This window comes from Mesorhizobium sp. B4-1-3, from assembly GCF_006439355.1.
Classification (GTDB): domain Bacteria; phylum Pseudomonadota; class Alphaproteobacteria; order Rhizobiales; family Rhizobiaceae; genus Mesorhizobium.
Map to the genome: position 1 here is coordinate 244114 of NZ_VFTG01000001.1, position 17629 is coordinate 261742.

A 17629-nucleotide genomic window follows, 5' to 3' on the forward strand; every position below is an offset into this window, starting at 1 on the left:
CTTCGGCGGGGGAGGTTCTCCTGTCGACAAAAGGTGTGGGACAACCCTGGTGCGTTCTGGCGCCGGGCGGTTTCCGACCAACCGGAACTGGACAAGCCGATGAGCACAGTTGCCGAAACCCAGATCAAGCTGACACCGGAGCATGACGCCCGTCCCGGCGCATCGGTCCGTTCGCAGCTGCAGGATCTGCTGCCGAAGATCGTTTTGGCGCCAAGCTTCGCGGCGACGATCGTCTTCGTCTACGGCTTCATCCTGTGGACGATCTATCTGTCCTTCACCAATTCCAAGACCTTCCCGTCCTACGACATCACCAGCGCCCGCGCCTATCAGCGGCTGTGGCGCTGGACTTTCGAGAGCGACCCGCCGTCGAGCTGGTACACCTCGATCACCAATATGGGCATCTTCGGCTTCCTCTACATTCTGATCTGCCTGGCGCTCGGCCTGTTCCTGGCCATCCTGCTCGACCAGAAGATCCGCGGTGAAGGCGTCTTGAGGCCGATCTATCTTTACCCGATGGCGCTCTCCTTCATCGTCACCGGCGTCGCCTGGAAATGGTTCCTCGATCCCGGCCTCGGGCTGGAGCAGACGCTGCATCAATGGGGCTGGACGAGCTTCCATTTCGACTGGATCAAGAACAAGGATTTCGTCATCTACACGGTGGTGATCGCCGGCGTCTGGCAGGCTTCCGGCTTCATCATGGCGATGTTCCTGGCCGGTCTTCGCGGCATCGACGGCGAGATCATGAAGGCGGCGCAGATCGACGGCGCGTCCACCTTCCAGCTCTACCGCCGCATCGTCATCCCGCTTCTGCGGCCCGTGTTCCTGTCGGCCTTCATCGTGCTCGCGCACCTCGCCATCAAGTCCTACGACCTGGTGGTGGCGCTGACCAGCGGCGGGCCCGGCGGCTCGGCCTGGCTGCCGTCAAACTTCATGTACGAGTTCACCTTCAAGCGCAACGAGATGGCGGTCGGCTCGGCCAGCGCTGTGATCATGCTGATGACCATCACGGCCATCATCGTTCCGTACCTCTACTCCGAGCTCAGGGAGAAGTCGCGATGAGCGCCGTCACTTCACCCGCCCGCCAGGCCACAAGCGGCGTCCGTGCCAGAACGTTCAACCGCATCGTGATCTATGGGCTGCTCTCGCTGTTCGCGATCTTCTATTTGATGCCGCTCTTCGTCATGCTGGTCACCTCGTTCAAGACCATGGACGAGATCCAGAACGGCAACATGCTGGCGCTGCCGCATGCGCCGACTTTCGCGCCATGGATAAAGGCGTGGAGCGAAGTCTGCTCGGGCCTGACCTGCGTCGGCATGAAGGGCTACTTCTGGAACTCCATCAAGATGGTCGTGCCGGCGGTGCTGATCTCGACGCTGCTTGGCGCGTTGAACGGCTATGTGCTGACCAAATGGCGCTTCCGCGGCCACACGCTGGTTTTCGCCATGATGCTGTTCGCCTGCTTCATCCCGTTCCAGTCGGTGCTGTTGCCGATGGCGACCATCCTCGGCAGCCTCGGCCGCTTCGGCGTGACCTTGCAGAACGCGACCGGGTTCAACTTCGGTCTCGGCAATTCGACCGTGAACCTGGTTTTCGTCCATGTGGTCTACGGCCTCGGCTTCACCACCTTGTTCTTCCGCAACTATTACGAGGCCTTCCCGACCGAACTGGTGAAAGCGGCGCAGGTCGACGGCGCGTCCTTCTTCCAGATATTTCGGCGCATCATGCTGCCCAATTCGCTGCCGATCATCGTCGTGACGGTGATCTACCAGTTCACCAACATATGGAACGACTTCCTGTTCGCCTCCGCCTATGCCGGCTCCGGCGACGTCATGCCGATGACGGTGGCGCTGAACAATGTCGTCAACACCTCGACCGGCGTGGTCGAATACAACGTCAACATGGCGGCGGCAATGATTGCCGCGCTCCCGACCCTGATCGTCTATGTCGTCGCCGGCCGCTATTTCGTGCGCGGGCTGATGGCGGGCGCGGTCAAGGGCTGACCCTATTTTCTGAAGGAACCGACCATGGCTTTTCTGGAAATTGATGGGCTGAAGAAGCGCTTTGGGAATGTCGAGATCCTGAAGGGCATCAATGTCGAGCTCGAAAAGGGCGGCTTCCTGGTGCTGGTCGGCCCGTCCGGCTGCGGCAAGTCCACGCTGCTCAACACCATTGCGGGGCTGGAACAGATCACCGAGGGCGAGATCCGCGTCGACGGCCGCGCCATCAACGACCTGCATCCTTCGAAGCGCGACATCGCCATGGTCTTCCAGAGCTACGCGCTCTATCCGAACATGACGGTTGCCGGCAACATCGCCTTCGGCATGGAGATGCGCGGTGTGCCGGCAGCGGAGCGCCAGGCGGCGATCGACAAGGTCGCCAAGATCCTGCAGATCGGCCACCTGCTCAACCGCAAGCCCAGCCAGCTCTCCGGCGGCCAGCGCCAGCGCGTCGCCATGGGCCGGGCACTGGTGCGCGACCCAAAGCTCTTCCTGTTCGACGAGCCGCTCTCGAACCTTGACGCCAAGCTGCGCGTCGACATGCGCATCGAGATCAAGCGCTTGCATGCCACCACCGGCACGACGATCGTCTATGTCACGCACGACCAGATCGAGGCGATGACGCTGGCGACCAAGATTGCGGTCATGCGCGACGGCGAGGTGCAGCAATTCGGCACGCCGGCCGAGATCTACAACAACCCGACCAACATCTTCGTCGCCGACTTCATGGGCTCGCCGGCGATGAACCTGATCCCGGCCAAGATCGACGCCAATGGCAGCGGGCTTTCGGTGGTGCTCGACCGCGAGTCGCGCCAGCCGATCGTGCTGCCGATGCCCGGCGCGCCCGCCGGCCTTTCGGCCTTCAAGGACAAGCAGGTAATCTTCGGTGTGCGTCCCGAAGCGCTGACCGACCCGGAAGGCGCCGAGCGCAACGGTTCGAACATCGCCACCGCCGACTGCCACATCGAAGTGGTCGAGCCGGCCGGCTCCGACACTTTCGCCGTCACCAATCTCGGCGGCAAGGGCGTGGTGGCGCGGCTCAGGGCCGATGCCAGGATCCAGCCCGGCACCAGCACGGCGCTTGCGTTCAACCTAAGCAAGGCGGTGTTCTTCGACCCGGCGACCGAGAAGCGCATTCTTTAAAACGTCATGGCAAACCCGGATATCGTCATCATCGGCTCCGGCATCGGCGGCGCCACGATCGCCTCCGGCTTGGCCGGCAGCGGCGCCTCGATTCTGATCCTGGAGCGCGGCGAGCCGCTGCCGGCGACGCCGCATGCGCGCTCGACACGATCGATCTTCATCGACGAGCACTACCGGCCGAAGGAGATGTGGCGCGAGGCCGGCGGCGCTGCCTTCAACCCCGGCAACTACTATTATGTCGGCGGCAATTCGAAATTCTTCGGCGCGGTCCTGATCCGCTACCGCAAGGAGGATTTTTCCGAGCTCGAGCATTTCGGCGGCGTCTCGCCGGCCTGGCCGTTTTCCTATGACGAATTCGAGCCCTGGTATTCGAAGGCCGAGCAGCTTTTTCGCGTGCGCGGCACACTCGGCGAGGACCCGACCGAACCGTTCCATTCGATCCCATACGCCTTCAGGCCGGTGCCGGACGAGCCGCCGATCGCGCGCGCCCGCGCCGAGCTCAAATCCCTCGGTTTGCATCCCGCCTCGCTACCGCTCGGCGTCGACATCGAGACCTGGCTGAAGGAAGGCAGGACGGGCTGGGACGCCTTCCCCAACACCGGCCAGGGCAAGATCGACGCCCAGACCGGCCCGCTGACGGCAGCGCTCACCGACAAGAACATCCGCCTCGAAACCGGAGCCCATGTCGACTGGCTGGAGACATCGCCGGACGGCAAGGCGATTGCCGCCATCCACTACACGCAAGATGGCGCGCAAAAGACGCTGTCGCCGAAGCTCGTCATCTTGTCGGCCGGCGCAATCAATTCGGCGGCCATCCTGCTGCGCTCGCCGTCGGCGAAAGGCAAAGGCCTTGCCAACAGCTCCGACCAGGTCGGACGCAATTTCATGAACCATAATTCGAGCGCGATGCTGGCGATCGACCCGCGCCGCCGCAACGACAGCGTCTACCAGAAGACGCTGATGCTCAACGACTACTATCTATCGGACGGCAAAGGCGGCAAGCCGCTCGGCAATGTGCAGCTGCTCGGCAAGATCGACGGCAACATGCTCAAGGCCAATGTGAAGACGATGCCGAAATTCGTGCTCGACTTCATGGCCGGCCACGCCGTCGACTGGTACCTGATGTGCGAGGACCTGCCCGATCCCGAAAGCCGTATCATGGTCGACGGCAAGGAGATCGTCATGCAGTGGCGGCGCTCCAACATGCAGTCGCTGGAAGGCCTGACCAAGGTGATGCGAGAGAACCTGCGCGCCTGCGGTTATCCGATCGTGCTGTCGCGCCCCTTCGACAAACGCACGCCCTCGCACCAGTGCGGCACGGTGAAGATGGGTAACGATCCGGCCACCTCGCCGCTCGATCCATTCTGCCGCGCCTGGGATCACCGGAACCTGTTCGTCGTCGACGGCGGTTTCCTGCCGACCTCCGCCGCGGTCAATCCGGCGCTGTCGATCGCCGCCCAGGCGCTGCGGGTTGCCGACTACATCCGCAAGACGGAGCTCGCCGCATGACCCGTCCGGCAGCCATCGTCACCGGCGGCGCGCGCGGCATAGGGCTTGCCTGCGCTGAGGCACTGGCCCATGCCGGTTTCGACATTCTTGTCGCCGATCTTGCCGGGAAACCCGCCGACGGACTGGCCGAAAAGATCACTAGGCGCGACGCGAAGTTTGCCTATGCCGCCTGCGACATCGCTTATCTCGGCGGCCATTCGACACTTGTCGAAGCCGCAATCAACGCCTTCGGCCACATCGATTGCCTGGTCAACAATGCCGGCGTCGGCGCCGTGGTGCGCGGCGATCTTCTGGAATTGAAGCCGGAGAATTTCGATCGCGCGCTGGATATCAACTTGCGCGGCACGGTGTTCCTCAGCCAGGCCGTCGCCAAGGCCATGCTGGCGACCCCTGCCGTTTCGGCCCGGTCGATCATCACTATCACCTCGGTGAGCGCCGCCATGGCTTCGCCGGAACGAGCAGACTACTGCATTTCCAAGGCCGGCCTTTCGATGTGGGTGAAGAACCTGGCGCTGCGGCTGGCACCCGAGAACATCGGCGTGTTCGAGGTCCGGCCGGGCATCATCCGCACCGACATGACCTCCGGCGTTTCCGCCAAGTATGACGCCCTGATCGAGGGTGGCCTGGTGCCTGCCAAACGCTGGGGCGAGGCCGCCGACATCGGCGGCGTCGTGGCCGCGCTCGCCTCTGGCAAATTCGGTTTTTCGACCGGATCGGTCATCGACGTCGACGGCGCGCTTTCCGTGCCACGCTTGTGAGGAACAATGGCTGACTACATCATTGTTGGCGCCGGTCCGGCCGGCTGCGTTCTCGCCAACCGGCTGAGCGAAGATCCATCGAATTCGGTGCTGCTTCTGGAGGCAGGCGGCAAGGACTGGCACCCGTTGATCCACATGCCAGCGGGCTTCGCCAAGATGACCAAGGGCATCGCCTCTTGGGGTTGGTCGACCGTACCGCAGAGAAACATGAAGGACCGCGTCTTCTGGTACACGCAGGCCAAGGTGGTCGGCGGCGGCTCGTCGATCAACGCCCAGATCTACACGCGCGGCAACGCCCGCGACTACGACGCCTGGGAGAAAGAGGAAGGGCTGACCGGCTGGAGCTATCGCGACGTGCTGCCTTATTTCAAGCGGGCCGAGAACAACCAGCGCTTCGCCAACGATTTCCATGGCGACCAGGGCCCGCTCGGCGTCTCGAACCCGATCTCGCCGCTGCCGATCTGCGAGGCCTATTTCCGCGCCGGTCAGGAAATGGGCATCCCCTTCAACCCGGATTTCAATGGCGCGAGCCAGGAGGGCGTCGGCTATTATCAGCTGACCCAAAAGAATGCGCGGCGCTCATCGGCCTCCGTCGCCTATCTGAAGCCGATCGGCGCCCGCAAGAATCTGACGGTCAGGACCGATGTGCTGGTCACCCGCGTCGTCGTCGAGAAAGGCCGCGCCATCGGCGTGGAGATGGTCGACCGGCCGGGCGGGCAAAAGTCTATCCTGCGCGCCGAACGCGAGGTGATCGTCTCGTCGGGCGCCATCGGCTCGCCGAAGCTTCTCATGCAATCGGGTATCGGCCCGGCCGACCATTTGAGGTCGGTCGGCGTCACGCCGATGCATGACCTGCCCGGCGTTGGCTCCAACATGCAGGACCATCTCGATCTGTTCGTGATCGCCGAATGCACCGGCGACCACACCTATGACAACTACGCCAAGCTGCACCGCACGCTATGGGCTGGTCTGCAGTATCTCTTGCTCAAGAAGGGTCCCGTCGCCTCAAGCCTGTTCGAGACCGGCGGCTTCTGGTACGCCGACCCGACGGCCGCCTCGCCCGACATCCAGTTCCATCTCGGCCTCGGCTCCGGCATCGAGGCCGGCGTCGAGAAGCTGAAGAATCCGGGCGTGACGCTCAACTCCGCCTTCCTGCGCCCGCGCTCACGCGGCACCGTGCGATTGAAGAGCGCCGACCCGGCCGACCATCCGCTGATCGACCCGAACTATTGGTCCGATCCCTATGATCGCGACATGTCGATCAAGGGCCTCAGGCTGGCGCGCGAGATCATGCGGCAGAAGGCGCTGCAGCCCTATGTGCTGCGCGAGGTGCTTCCGGGCCCGAACCTGCAGAGCGACGCCGACCTTTTCGATTATGCCTGCCGCACCTCCAAGACCGATCATCATCCCGTCGGCACCTGCCGTATGGGCCACGACGCGATGGCCGTGGTGACGCCGGATTTGAGGTTGCGCGGCATCGACGCCTTACGCGTCTGCGACGCCTCCGTGATGCCGCGCGTCCCCTCCTCCAACACCAATGCGCCCACCATCATGGTCGGCGAAAAAGGCGCCGACCTGATCCTCGGCCGCGAGCCGCTGCCGCCGGCCGTGTTCAAGGGCAACCAGGCGGCACGAGGCATCAACGATGATCCGGCACTGCGTCTTTGCCCGCTTTCGCGGCGACGTTCCTGAAACCGAGCGCGCGGCGATCCACGCCGATCTCGAAGCGCTGCGGACCGTCATCGACGGCATGAGCCAAGTGCATTTCGGCGTCAATGTCAGCCCCGAGCCTTTCGCGCGCGGCTTCACGCAAGGTTTCACCATCGATTTCCGCGATGCCGCCGCGCGCGACGCCTATCTGGTGCACGAGGCACATCAGCGCGCCGGCGCGCGCCTTGTCGCCGCCCTCGATGGCGGCACCGAGGGGCTGATGGTCATCGATCTCGAGGTGACGCAAATGTGACCGCTCACCGCTTAAAACCGGCCGGCGTCCGGTTCTCTTTTGCCCTCCCGTGAACATATCGTTGCTTTTGGGGGATTGAAAAGGAGGACCGCCTTGAACCTCACCACTGAACAGAAGAAAACCGTAGTCGCATCGTTCCTCGGCTGGACGCTCGACGCTTTTGATTTCTTCCTTCTGACATTCCTGCTCACCGATATTGCCGCTGAGTTCCAGACCGACGTGCCGGCGGTCTCCAAAGCACTGTTCCTGACATTGGCGACGCGCTTCATCGGCGCGTTCTTCTTCGGCATGCTTGCCGACAAATACGGTCGCAAGCCAATCCTGATGCTCAACATCGTCAGCTATTCGGTGATCGGGGCTTTGGCCGCCTTCTCGCCCAATCTCGGCATATTCCTGGCGTTGCGCGCGCTGTTCGGCATCGCCATGGGCGGCGAATGGGGCCTGGGCAGCTCGCTCGCCATGGAGTCCATTCCGCCGAGCGCGCGCGGCACGGTCTCCGGCATCCTGCAATGCGGCTATCCGGCCGGCTATCTGCTGGCTGCGGTGGTCTATGGCCTGCTCTACGGCCAGAAGATCGGCGACTTCACCTTCGGCTGGCGCGCCATGTTCTTGCTTAGCTTCGTGCCGGCGCTGATCGTGCTCTTCATCCGCTCGCATGTGCCGGAATCGCCGGCCTTCGTCGAAGGCCGCGCCCAGGCGCGGCCTGGCCTCCTCGAAACGCTGCGGAAGCACTGGGGCGTCGCGCTCTATGCGGTGGTGCTGATGATGTTCTTCAACTTCTTCAGCCATGGCACGCAGGACCTCTATCCGACCTTCCTGAAGAAGCAGCACGGCTTCGACACGCACACGGTGAGCTGGATCACCATCGTCGCCAATATCGGCGCTATCGTCGGCGGCCTGGCCTTCGGCGCGCTGTCGGAAAGGATCGGCCGCATCAACGCCATCACGCTCGCTTGCGTGATCGCCCTGCCGGCAATTCCGCTCTGGGCCTATACGACCACGCCCTTCATGCTGGCGATCGGCGCCTTCATCATGCAGGTGGCGGTGCAGGGCGCCTGGGGCGTCATCCCGGTGCATCTCAATGAATTGTCGCCGGGCTCGGTGCGGGCGACCTTGCCCGGCTTCATCTATCAGGCCGGCAATCTGGCGGCCTCCTATGGCGGCCCCTACCAGGCCGGCATCGCCGAAGCGCCAGGAGGCAGCTACGGCTATGCGCTGGCCCTGTTTGCCGGCGTGGTCGCGGTCTGCATCATCGTCGTCATCCGCTTCAGTCCGGAAAAGCGCGGCCAGGTGATGACTGTGCTCGGCTGATTAGCCCATCCTGAGCGCCGCGACGCCGGCGACAATGCCAAGCGCCGCGGCTGCACGCCAGGCCGTCATCTTTTCGCCCAGCGCCAGCACCGAGATCAGCATGGCGAACAGGATCGAGGTCTCGCGCAGCGACGCGACCGAGGCGATCGGCGCCTTGGTCATCGCCCACATCACGATCCAATAGGCCGCGCCGCTGAGCACGCCGGTGAACAGCCCGGCCTTCCAGTCGCGCGCCAGCACCGGAAGCGACCTCGGTCCGCGGAAGGCAATGCACAGCACGAGCGCCCACGCCGCATCGCAGACGAACAGCCAGGCGGCGTAGCTCGTCGCCGTCGCCGCCAACCGCGCGCCGCTGCCGTCGGAGAGCGTGTAGCTGGCGATGAAGATCGACGTGCCGAGCGCGAGACCGACGGCGCGCGGATTGACCTTCTCCAGATGCGCGCCGCCCCGGAACGACATGACCAGCGTGCCAGCCGACAGAAGCACGATGCCGAGGATGGCGAACGGCGCCGGAACCTCGCCGACCATGACGATGCCGCCGAGCGCCGAGAGCAGGGGCGCGGTGCCGCGGGCCAGCGGATAGGTCTGCGCGAAATCGCCCGCCTTATAGGCGCCGATCAGAAATGCCCGGTAGCCCATGTGGAAGAAAACCGAGGCGAAGATGAATGGCCAGACCTCCGCCTGCGGCACTTCGACGAAGGGCAGCACCACGAGCGCCGCGGCGCCCATGCCGAGCGTCATCAGCGTGATCGACAGGAAGCGGTCGAGATGCACCTTGACCAGCGCGTTCCAGATCGCGTGCATGGCAGCCGCCGAGAGCACCGCCAGGAAGACGAACAGTGTCATCCCGCCTCACCTGCCCGTCAAGTCTGAGCCGATACCTGGCGTTTCCAGATCGATATCGACTCGAAGCGGGAAATGGTCGGAAGCCACTTCGCCGATATCGGCGCTGACCGAACGCACGCGCCCGGCCAGCATGCCGCCGACGAAACAATGGTCGAGCCGTCGTTTGGCCAGACTGCCGTCGATGATCTTTTCGTGCGTATGGAAGTCCGGTCCCGACTCGGTGGCGACGGAAGCGGCATCAACGAATCCGTCTATATAGGCGGCCCCCCGATGGTAGGGGGTATTGCCGACGATGCGCCGGTATTCGGCGCTGCCCGGCTCCATGTTGAAATCGCCCAGCCAAATCGCCGCCACCGGGTTTTCAGGCTCCGGTTGGCCGTTCGACCAGTTGCGCTGCGGCTCGTCGTCGACACCGCTCCAGGGGCCGCCCTCGGATGGCGCGCGGCGATGCTCGGCATTGAGATAATCGATCTGCTCCAGCCGCTCCTCGGCCGCGATATGCGCCAGATGCAGGGAAAGCACCCGCACCGGTCCCGCCGGCGTGCGGATCATGCATTCGAGTGCAGCGTTGCGCGTGTTGAGAGGCCTGAGCGTTCGCTTGAGCGGCAGCGTGTGCAGGCGAGACCAGACGATCGGCAGCTTCGACAGCACCATCGTGCCGAACTGCCGCCTAAGGTTGACGACGCGGCCGCCGCGCTTCTCGCTGGCATCCATGTCGAAAGCCGGGCCGTAGACCCGGTAATAGTCAGGCAGCAAGCTCGACAGGATCTCGGGCTGGTCGTCCTCATTGGTGCGCCGCCAATGCCGCTCGACCTCCTGCAACGCGATGATGTCGGCGCCGTCCACCAGCCTGGCGGCGCGGGAAAGATCGTAGCGCCCATCGCTGCCGAAGCCGTATTGGATGTTGTAGCTGATCAGCTTCATTGATTAACCGGCTCACTTCCGAAGTTCGCAGTAGCGTGCCACCCGTGACGTTGCAATGTGCCGCGCAGGCAGGCGAAATGGTCCAGCCGAGAGTCGGCGAAACGGCCTATCAGGTCGTAAGCGGCTGGAAGCTTCCGGCGGGAGCCGCCGCCAGTTCCGACCAGTCGATCTCCTCTTCCAGCCGATGATAGGCCTCGTCGCCGATCGTGCCGTTGCTGCGCAGTTCCTCCAGCGTGTCCCGCTGCCGTTTGATGGCGTAAAGACGCAACCGGTCGTATTCCGTCGCGGCTTGCGCGTCGTCGGGGTTTTCGGCGATCCGGCGTTGCGCCTCGTATTGTTCGCGCACGACCGCGGCAGCGGACGAGGTCTTGCGGCTCAGCACGTCGAGCGCGGCCTGCATGATGGCCACCCGCGCCTCGGCCACCTCGCGGTCGATCGAGGTGTCCCGCTCGAAGTTGAGCCGGCGCAGCAGCGGCTTCAGGCTCATGCCCTGCAGCACAAGCGTTCCGAGGACGACGGCGAAGGCCGCCAGCACGATCGGGTCGCGGCCCGGAAAGTTGGCGGGCAACGCGATCGCCACCACCAGCGTCACCAGCCCGCGCATGCCGCACCAGCCGACAAGCACCGCACCGCGAAATGTCGGCGCATCCCGCTTCTGCCCTTGGCCGTCGAAGGGTGTGAACTGCCTTATCACCGCAACGTAACCCATCACCCAGACGAGACGTGCCACAATGACGACAGCCAGCACGGTCGCGGCGAAGAGAAAGGCCCCGCCTTGCCCGTCGCCGGAGAGCCTGCCAACGATCGACCGCGCCTGCAGGCCCATCAGGACGAAAGCCAGCACGTTGAGCACGAACACCGCCGATTCCCAGACCGAATAGGTGCTGACGCGGCGTCTCGCCGACATCCGGCGCGGTGCGGTGCGCGCGATGGTGATGGCATAGACGACGATGGTGATGATGGCGGAAAGGCCGAGCTTGTCGGCAATGATCCAGACGGCGAAGGTTCCGGCGAACTGCACCACGGTGCTGCTTGCCGCATCCTCGATGCGCGTCAGCGTGAGCAGCGACACCCGGCCGAACAGGTAGCCCGCGACGACGCTGCCGACCGTCGCAAGCAGGATGACGGGCACCGCGTCCTTTAGCATGAGCGAGCCGATGGCCGCGGAAACCGCGATCCGGTAGATCAACAGCGCCGTGGCGTCGTTGAGCAGGCTCTCGCCCTGCAGGATCGCGGTGAGGCGGTGCGGCACCTTGAACTGACTGAGCACTGCGCTTGCCGCCACCGCGTCCGGCGGCGCAACGATGGCGCCCAGCGCGATCGCCGCCGCGATCGGCAGCCCAGCCATTTTCCAGCCCACGAACGCAACCACCACGGTGGTGAAGGCGACGGCGCCGAGCGCCAGGAGCACCAGCGACAGCCGGTACCGCTTCAGGTCGCGCAGCGAGGTGTCATAGGCGGCATCGAGAAGCACCGGCGCGATGAACAGCGCCAGCGCAAGTTCCGGATCGATCTCGATCACCGGCGCGCCCGGCACGAAGGCCAGCGCAACGCCCGCAAGCGCCAGCAATGAAGGATAGGGAACCTCCAGCCTCCGCGACAGCGCCGTCAGCGCGACAGCAATCAGAAGCAGGATGAGGGTGAGCTCGAAGAGGGCCATGGCTCATCGTAGCGATGGAGCCAGGTGTTTGGCACTGAAAAGTGAATGGTCATCATCGGAAGATTTCGAGCACGTAAAGTGCCGATCGCCACTCACCATCTATTATTCGCCATCCGCTATTTCTCTAATGCAATACCAGCATGTCGCCGGACGAGAAGGAGATGTCCGCCTTGTCCCCAACGACCGGCGGTGGCGTGGTCGAGTTGTTGAAGGTGTCGAGCGACACCGTGTTGTCGCCGATGCCGACGCGCACGCGGATGACCGAGCCCAGGAAATGCACTTCGGCGATCTCGCCCGACAGGCTGGTGTCGTGGCCGGGCTGGCGCGCCAGCGAGATCGCTTCCGGGCGCAGCGCCAGCGACAGCGTATCGCCGGACTTCGAGCCGTTGAGCTTGCCCTTGAGCGAGACTTCCTGGGCGTTGACCTGCACCTTGCCCGTGGCCGCGTCGGTGACCTTGCCTTCCAGCACGTTGAGCGTGCCGACGAAATTGGCGACGAATTTGGTGGCCGGGCGGTTGTAGATCTCGAACGGCGTGCCGACCTGCTCGGCCTTGCCGCCATACATCACCGCGATGCGGTCGGAGATCGACAGCGCCTCTTCCTGGTCATGCGTGACGAAGATGGTGGTGATGCCGAGCTTCTTCTGGATCGAGCGGATCTCCTCGCGCAGCGACACGCGCACCTTGGCGTCGAGCGCCGACAGCGGCTCGTCGAGCAGCAAGAGCTTCGGCTTCGGCGCGATGGCGCGCGCCAACGCGATACGCTGCTGCTGGCCGCCGGACAGCTGGTAGGGATAGCGATCGGCCATCTGCGGCAGCTTGATCATCTCGAGCATCTCGGCGACGCGCCTGTCTGTGTCCTGCTTCGACATGCCGGCCACCTTGAGGCCAAAGGCGATGTTCTGCGCCACCGTCAGGTTCGGGAACAGCGCATAGGCCTGGAACACCATGCCGACATTGCGCTGGTTAGGCTTCAGCCTGGTGATGTCCTTGCCGCCGACCACGATCTTGCCGGCCGAAGGCTCCTCGAAACCGGCGACCATGCGTAGCACCGTCGTCTTGCCGCAACCGGACGGGCCGAGGAAGGAGACGAACTCGCCAGGCTCGACGTCGAGGCTAAAATCCTGCACCACGGTGTTGGCGCCAAAGGACTTTCGCACATGCTGGATGGAGAGGAATGGCTCGGCCATGGCTTTTTCTTCCGATCGGTATTTTTCGCTCAATTCGGGCGGCTCGCCGATTTCGGCGCGAAGCGGGACAGGACCTGGATCAGCGACATACAGCCCCAGGTGATGGCGAAGGCGATGATGGCAAGTGCCGCCGGCTCGTAGGCACGGTTGGCGCCCATATTCTGCAGATACGGACCGAAGGCCGGCCGGTTGAGCAGGCTGGCCACGGTGAACTCGCCGATGACGATGGCAAAGGTCAGGAAGGCGCCGGACAGCACGGCGATCAGCACGTTGGGCAGGATCACGCGTCCGATGATCGTCGTCCAGCCGGCGCCGAGGATCTGCGCCGCTTCGGTGAGCGTCCTGACATCGATGGTGCGAAGCCCGGTATCGACGGCCCGGTACATGTAAGGCAGCGCCAGCGTCGCATAGCCGATGACGAGCAGCGCATTGGTGCCGAAGCCGCTGGCGAGGAACGGCAGCGGCGAGTTCGAGCCGTACATGCGGATGTAGCCGAACACGATGACGATGGCGGGGATGACCAGCGGCAGGAGCGTGACGAATTCGACGACCGGCCTGAGCTGGGGCAGGCGAAGCCGGATCCAGTAGGCGGTGGGCACCACCAGAAGCACGCCCAGGATGATGGTGAAGATGGCGGCCACCACCGAGAAGGTGAAGGATTCCTGGAAGCGCGCATCGCCAAGCACGACCCGGTACGCCTCAAAGGAATATTCGCCGCGCTTCATGCGCATGGAGAATTCCAGCGTCGCGATCAGCGGAATGAAGAAATAGGCGGCGCCCAGGACGAACGTGACCCAGGCCCAGAACTTACCCGACTTCATTTGAGCCACCTCTCCGAACGGGTCCGGAACCAGATGTAGAAGACATTGGCGAGGCCGGTGATGAAGATCATGCCGAAGGCAATCGCATAGCCGAGATTTGCGTTGTGCAGCACGTCGCCGCGAATCTGCGCATAGAGCACGATAGGCACGATGTTGAGCGACGAGCCGGTCAGCGCGTAGGCGGTTGCGATGGCGCCGAAGGCATTGGCGAAAAGCAGGATGAAGGTGCCGAGGAAGCTCGGCCACAGGACAGGGATGACGACCATGCGCCAGTACTGCCACTGGGTGGCGCCGAGCGTGGCGGCGGCCTCGCCCCACTCCTTCTTCAGGCCGTCGATCGCCGGCACGATGATGACGACCATCAACGGTATCTGGAAATAGAGGTAGGTCAGCGTCAGCCCCCAGAAGGACAGCACGTTAAAGCCGTGCTGATAGAGGTCGAAGCCGATCGAGCGCAAAAGCACTGTGAGCAAGCCGAGGCGGCCGAGCGTCGCCAGGAACGCGAAGGCCAGCGGCACGCCGGCAAACTGCGATGCCACGCCCGAGAAGGTGAGCGCTGCCGAACGCGTCCAGTTGGGCAGGCCGCCGCGCACGATGGCGATGGCGATGGCGAGGCCGATGAAGGCGCCAAGCAGCGACGAGGCGACGGAAACCTTGATCGAGATCCAGTAGGCGGCGACGATGGTCGGCTGCGCGAGATCGGCGATGTTCTGCAGCGTGAAGGCACCGTCGGCGTTCTGGAACGCGCCGATGATGAGATAGAGTGTCGGCAGGATCAGGAACATCAGCGCGAAGATGATGAAAGGCGCGACGCCCAGCCATTGCGTGGGCAGGCGCATCGCGCGCGCCGCAGGCGGAATGGTCTTGCCGGCGGCAGACGATCCTGAAAGGCTGATATCGGTCATGCCTGACTGCCTTCAACAATGGGAATCCGGGCGGCGCAAGGCCGCCCGGAAAAGCATGGACTTACTTGACGTTGGCGCCGACGACCGAGTCCCAGCCCTTGGTGATCTCTTCCTTGGCAGCGCCCTGCTCGTCGAGCGACGGGAACACGGCCTTGGCATAGGCGTCTGCCGGCGGCAGCTTGTCGAGCAACTCCTGCGGAACCTTGCCGTTCTTGGCGAGGTCGTTGAAGCGGATCGGGTGGCAATAACCCTTGAGCCAGCCGATCTGGCCTTCGTCGGAATACAGGTATTCCATCCACAACTTGGCGGCGTTCGGGTGCGGCGCGTAGGCGCTGATCGCCTGCACGTACACGCCGGCGACGACACCGGTCTTCGGGATGACGATGTCGGTCGGCGGATTGCCGTTCAGCGTATCGCGGCCCGACAGGTTGTTGTAATCCCAGTTGATCAGGATCGGGGTCTGGCCCTGCGCCAGCGTCGCCGGCTTGCCGATGACCGGAACGAAATTACCGGCGGCGTTGAGCTTCTTGAAGAAGTCGAGGCCGGCTTCGCCGGCGGCCTTGCCAGCGGCGGCACCGGTCGAAAGGCCAGCGGCATGCACGGCCTGGATCGCCTGGTTCGACGCACGCGGATCGCCGGCGAGAGCTACCGAGTTGGCGTATTCAGGCTTCAGCAGATCGGCCCAGTCCGTCGGAACGTTCTTGACCAGATCCTTGTTCACCATGAACGACAGCACACCGTAATAGTCGCCATACCAGGCGCCGTCGGCATCCTTGGCGCTGTCCGGGATCGAATCCCAGGTCGAGACCTTGTAAGGCTGGATCAGCCCGTCTTTCTTGGCCGAGGGGCCGAAAGCCAGGCCGACGTCGATGACGTCGGGCGCCTGCGGGCCCTTGTTGTCCTTGTTGGCCTTGATCGCCTCGACCTCGTCGCCCGAGCCGGCGTCGGGGTTGAGTTCGTTGACGGTGATTCCTGGATACTTAGCCTTGAAAGCGTCGATCACTGCCCCGTAGCCGCACCAGTCATGCGGAAGCGCAATCGTGGTGAGCTGGCCTTCAGCCTTCGCGGCCTTGACGAGATCGTCCAGCGAATCCGCAGCCGAAATCATCGTCGACGCAAAGAGCGCCGCGGCCGAGAGGGAAAGCACTTTCCCCGTGAACTTGAACATGTGTTCTCTCCGTTGAACTGGCGCGTTTAAGCGCCTGCGATGCGGGTATCGTTTTCCTGTGACAGCCAGATGAAGGCTTTTTGAAACCGGAGCCCCGCGGCACAAAAAGTTAACTCTTTTTAACGGACCGTAGCAATTAGCCCGCGCTTAATTTTCCGGCTAATGGTTAGCTGCCTTGTTTTTTGCCCCGCTCCTCCTCCAGCTGGTCGCCCCTTCTTCAACTCTTCGGCGTTGAAAGCCGGCTCTCATACGGAGCCGGCAATTGCGTTTTCGAGCAGCGTCAGCGCTGCTTTCTTGGTGAGCTTCACGGGGTTGCCTCCAGCCGTCGGATCGACCACCGCCATGTCGGCGATCAGGGTCTTGCGCTTCTTGTCCATGTCGAGCCCCTTGATCAGGCCGGGCAGCGCGTGCGGCACCTTGAGCTCTTTGCGCAGCTTGATGATGGCCTTGGCGAAGCCGTCGAAGCCGCCCTTTATGCCGCAATAGGCGGCGAGCCTGGCGATACGGTCCTCGATCGCCTCGCGATTGAAGGCGAGCACATAGGGCATGAAGACGGCATTGGTCATGCCGTGATGAGTATCGTAGAGCGCGCCGATCGGATGCGACAGCGAATGGATGGCGCCAAGCCCCTTCTGGAAGGCGGCAGCACCCATGGCGGCGGCGCTCATCATATGGGCGCGGGCCACCAGGTCCTTGCCGTTGGCGAAGGCCTTGGGCAGGTTCTCGAACACCAGCCTTATGCCTTCCACCGCGATGCCGTCGGCCATCGGATGGTAGCCAGGCGCGCAATAGGCCTCGAGGCAATGCGCAAGCGCGTCCATGCCGGTGCCGGCGGTGATGAAGGCCGGCATGCCGACCGACAGCTCCGGATCGGCAATGACGATCGCCGGCAGAAGCTTCGGATGGAAGATGACCTTCTTGGTGTGGGTCTCCTCATTGGTGATGACGCCGGCGCGGCCGACTTCCGAGCCGGTGCCCGCCGTTGTCGGCACGGCGATGATCGGCGCAATCGCATCGGAATTGGCCCTGGTCCACCAGTCGCCGATATCCTCGAAATCCCACACGGGCCGTGTCTGCCCGGCCTGGAAGGCGATCAGCTTGCCGAGGTCGAGCGCCGAGCCGCCGCCGAAGGCAATGACGCCGTCATGCTTGCCCTTCCTGAACACGGCGATGCCGGCGGTGAGGTTGGACTCGACCGGGTTCGGCTTCACCTCCGAAAACACGCCATAGGGAACCTTGGCGTCGTCGAGGATCTTCAGCGTCGAAGCGACGACCGGCAGTTTCGCCAGGCCCGGATCGGTGACGAACAGCGGGCGCTTGATGCCGGCGGCAGCCAGCGCATCCGGCAATTCCTTGATGCGGCCGGCGCCGAAACGGACGGTGGTGGGGTAGTTCCATTTGGAGATGAGCTTGGACATTTTTGTCTTTCGAAAGG

The 17629-nt window shown here is 63.7% G+C and carries 16 protein-coding genes; 8 read left to right on the forward strand and 8 right to left on the reverse strand.

Translation table 11 applies throughout. The features are described 5' to 3' along the window. Positions 1–99: 99 nt before the first annotated feature. From FJW06_RS01150 to FJW06_RS01185, 8 genes are all read left to right on the forward strand, one after another. Positions 100–1059 carry a sugar ABC transporter permease gene (locus FJW06_RS01150; protein ID WP_140746725.1) on the forward strand — a complete coding sequence of 320 codons (960 nt, stop codon included), beginning with the start codon at positions 100–102 and terminating at the stop codon, positions 1057–1059. Further along, positions 1056–2000, forward strand: coding sequence for a carbohydrate ABC transporter permease (locus tag FJW06_RS01155; RefSeq protein ID WP_140746728.1), 945 nt, complete (start codon positions 1056–1058; stop codon positions 1998–2000). The genes FJW06_RS01150 and FJW06_RS01155 overlap by 4 nt, the downstream gene beginning before the upstream one ends. 24 nt (positions 2001–2024) lie before the next feature. Next, the gene (locus FJW06_RS01160) at positions 2025–3140 is read left to right on the forward strand and encodes an ABC transporter ATP-binding protein (RefSeq protein ID WP_140746731.1); all 1116 of its coding nucleotides are present in this window, start codon (positions 2025–2027) and stop codon (positions 3138–3140) included. A 6-nt stretch (positions 3141–3146) separates the two neighbouring features. Next, on the forward strand, positions 3147–4649 hold the full coding sequence (locus tag FJW06_RS01165) for a GMC family oxidoreductase (RefSeq protein WP_140746734.1): 1503 nt from the start codon (positions 3147–3149) through the stop codon (positions 4647–4649). Next, complete coding sequence (locus tag FJW06_RS01170; protein ID WP_140746737.1) at positions 4646–5407, forward strand: 3-ketoacyl-ACP reductase; 762 nt, start codon at positions 4646–4648, stop codon at positions 5405–5407. Before FJW06_RS01165 ends, FJW06_RS01170 begins: the two co-directional genes overlap by 4 nt. A 6-nt stretch (positions 5408–5413) precedes the next feature. Continuing rightward, positions 5414–7099, forward strand: a complete 1686-nt coding sequence (locus FJW06_RS01175; protein WP_140746740.1) for a GMC family oxidoreductase N-terminal domain-containing protein — start codon at positions 5414–5416, stop codon at positions 7097–7099. Next, entirely contained in the window at positions 7053–7370 is a 318-nt protein-coding gene (locus tag FJW06_RS01180) for a Dabb family protein (protein ID WP_140746743.1), read from the forward strand. Before FJW06_RS01175 ends, FJW06_RS01180 begins: the two co-directional genes overlap by 47 nt. A 93-nt stretch (positions 7371–7463) precedes the next feature. Further along, complete coding sequence (locus FJW06_RS01185; RefSeq protein WP_140746746.1) at positions 7464–8681, forward strand: MFS transporter; 1218 nt, start codon at positions 7464–7466, stop codon at positions 8679–8681. On the opposite strand, the gene FJW06_RS01190 is transcribed toward FJW06_RS01185, so the two are convergent. The 8 genes from FJW06_RS01190 to FJW06_RS01225 form a co-directional block, all read right to left on the reverse strand. Continuing rightward, on the reverse strand, positions 8682–9527 hold the full coding sequence (locus tag FJW06_RS01190; protein ID WP_140746749.1) for an EamA family transporter: 846 nt from the start codon (positions 9525–9527) through the stop codon (positions 8682–8684). It abuts the gene before it with no gap. Between the two features lie 6 nt (positions 9528–9533). Next, complete coding sequence (locus tag FJW06_RS01195; protein WP_140746752.1) at positions 9534–10451, reverse strand: endonuclease/exonuclease/phosphatase family protein; 918 nt, start codon at positions 10449–10451, stop codon at positions 9534–9536. 109 nt (positions 10452–10560) lie between these two features. Further along, a complete protein-coding gene (locus FJW06_RS01200; RefSeq protein WP_140746755.1) occupies positions 10561–12111 on the reverse strand; it encodes a sodium:proton antiporter in 1551 nt (516 codons plus the stop codon). Positions 12112–12235: 124 nt separating this feature from the next. Next, a complete protein-coding gene (locus FJW06_RS01205; protein ID WP_140746758.1) occupies positions 12236–13300 on the reverse strand; it encodes an ABC transporter ATP-binding protein in 1065 nt (354 codons plus the stop codon). Positions 13301–13329: 29 nt separating this feature from the next. Continuing rightward, complete coding sequence (locus tag FJW06_RS01210) at positions 13330–14121, reverse strand: ABC transporter permease (RefSeq protein ID WP_140746761.1); 792 nt, start codon at positions 14119–14121, stop codon at positions 13330–13332. Further along, complete coding sequence (locus FJW06_RS01215) at positions 14118–15026, reverse strand: ABC transporter permease subunit (protein WP_140746764.1); 909 nt, start codon at positions 15024–15026, stop codon at positions 14118–14120. Before FJW06_RS01215 ends, FJW06_RS01210 begins: the two co-directional genes overlap by 4 nt. A 61-nt stretch (positions 15027–15087) precedes the next feature. Next, on the reverse strand, positions 15088–16194 hold the full coding sequence (locus tag FJW06_RS01220) for an ABC transporter substrate-binding protein (protein WP_140746767.1): 1107 nt from the start codon (positions 16192–16194) through the stop codon (positions 15088–15090). 245 nt (positions 16195–16439) lie between these two features. Further along, positions 16440–17612, reverse strand: a complete 1173-nt coding sequence (locus FJW06_RS01225; protein WP_140746770.1) for an iron-containing alcohol dehydrogenase — start codon at positions 17610–17612, stop codon at positions 16440–16442. Positions 17613–17629: the final 17 nt, after the last annotated feature.

Excerpts from the sequence above, each read along its gene's own strand:
- FJW06_RS01165 (WP_140746734.1), top strand. The coding sequence starts at position 3,147 with ATGGCAAACCCGGATATCGTCATCATCGGCTCCGGCATCGGCGGCGCC.
- FJW06_RS01160 (WP_140746731.1), top strand. The coding sequence starts at position 2,025 with ATGGCTTTTCTGGAAATTGATGGGCTGAAGAAGCGCTTTGGGAATGTC.
- FJW06_RS01175 (WP_140746740.1), top strand. The coding sequence starts at position 5,414 with ATGGCTGACTACATCATTGTTGGCGCCGGTCCGGCCGGCTGCGTTCTC.
- FJW06_RS01190 (WP_140746749.1), bottom strand. The coding sequence starts at position 9,527 with ATGACACTGTTCGTCTTCCTGGCGGTGCTCTCGGCGGCTGCCATGCAC.
- FJW06_RS01180 (WP_140746743.1), top strand. The coding sequence starts at position 7,053 with ATGATCCGGCACTGCGTCTTTGCCCGCTTTCGCGGCGACGTTCCTGAA.
- FJW06_RS01220 (WP_140746767.1), bottom strand. The coding sequence starts at position 16,194 with ATGTTCAAGTTCACGGGGAAAGTGCTTTCCCTCTCGGCCGCGGCGCTC.
- FJW06_RS01195 (WP_140746752.1), bottom strand. The coding sequence starts at position 10,451 with ATGAAGCTGATCAGCTACAACATCCAATACGGCTTCGGCAGCGATGGG.
- FJW06_RS01215 (WP_140746764.1), bottom strand. The coding sequence starts at position 15,026 with ATGACCGATATCAGCCTTTCAGGATCGTCTGCCGCCGGCAAGACCATT.
- FJW06_RS01225 (WP_140746770.1), bottom strand. The coding sequence starts at position 17,612 with ATGTCCAAGCTCATCTCCAAATGGAACTACCCCACCACCGTCCGTTTC.
- FJW06_RS01200 (WP_140746755.1), bottom strand. The coding sequence starts at position 12,111 with ATGGCCCTCTTCGAGCTCACCCTCATCCTGCTTCTGATTGCTGTCGCG.
- FJW06_RS01155 (WP_140746728.1), top strand. The coding sequence starts at position 1,056 with ATGAGCGCCGTCACTTCACCCGCCCGCCAGGCCACAAGCGGCGTCCGT.
- FJW06_RS01150 (WP_140746725.1), top strand. The coding sequence starts at position 100 with ATGAGCACAGTTGCCGAAACCCAGATCAAGCTGACACCGGAGCATGAC.
- FJW06_RS01205 (WP_140746758.1), bottom strand. The coding sequence starts at position 13,300 with ATGGCCGAGCCATTCCTCTCCATCCAGCATGTGCGAAAGTCCTTTGGC.
- FJW06_RS01170 (WP_140746737.1), top strand. The coding sequence starts at position 4,646 with ATGACCCGTCCGGCAGCCATCGTCACCGGCGGCGCGCGCGGCATAGGG.
- FJW06_RS01210 (WP_140746761.1), bottom strand. The coding sequence starts at position 14,121 with ATGAAGTCGGGTAAGTTCTGGGCCTGGGTCACGTTCGTCCTGGGCGCC.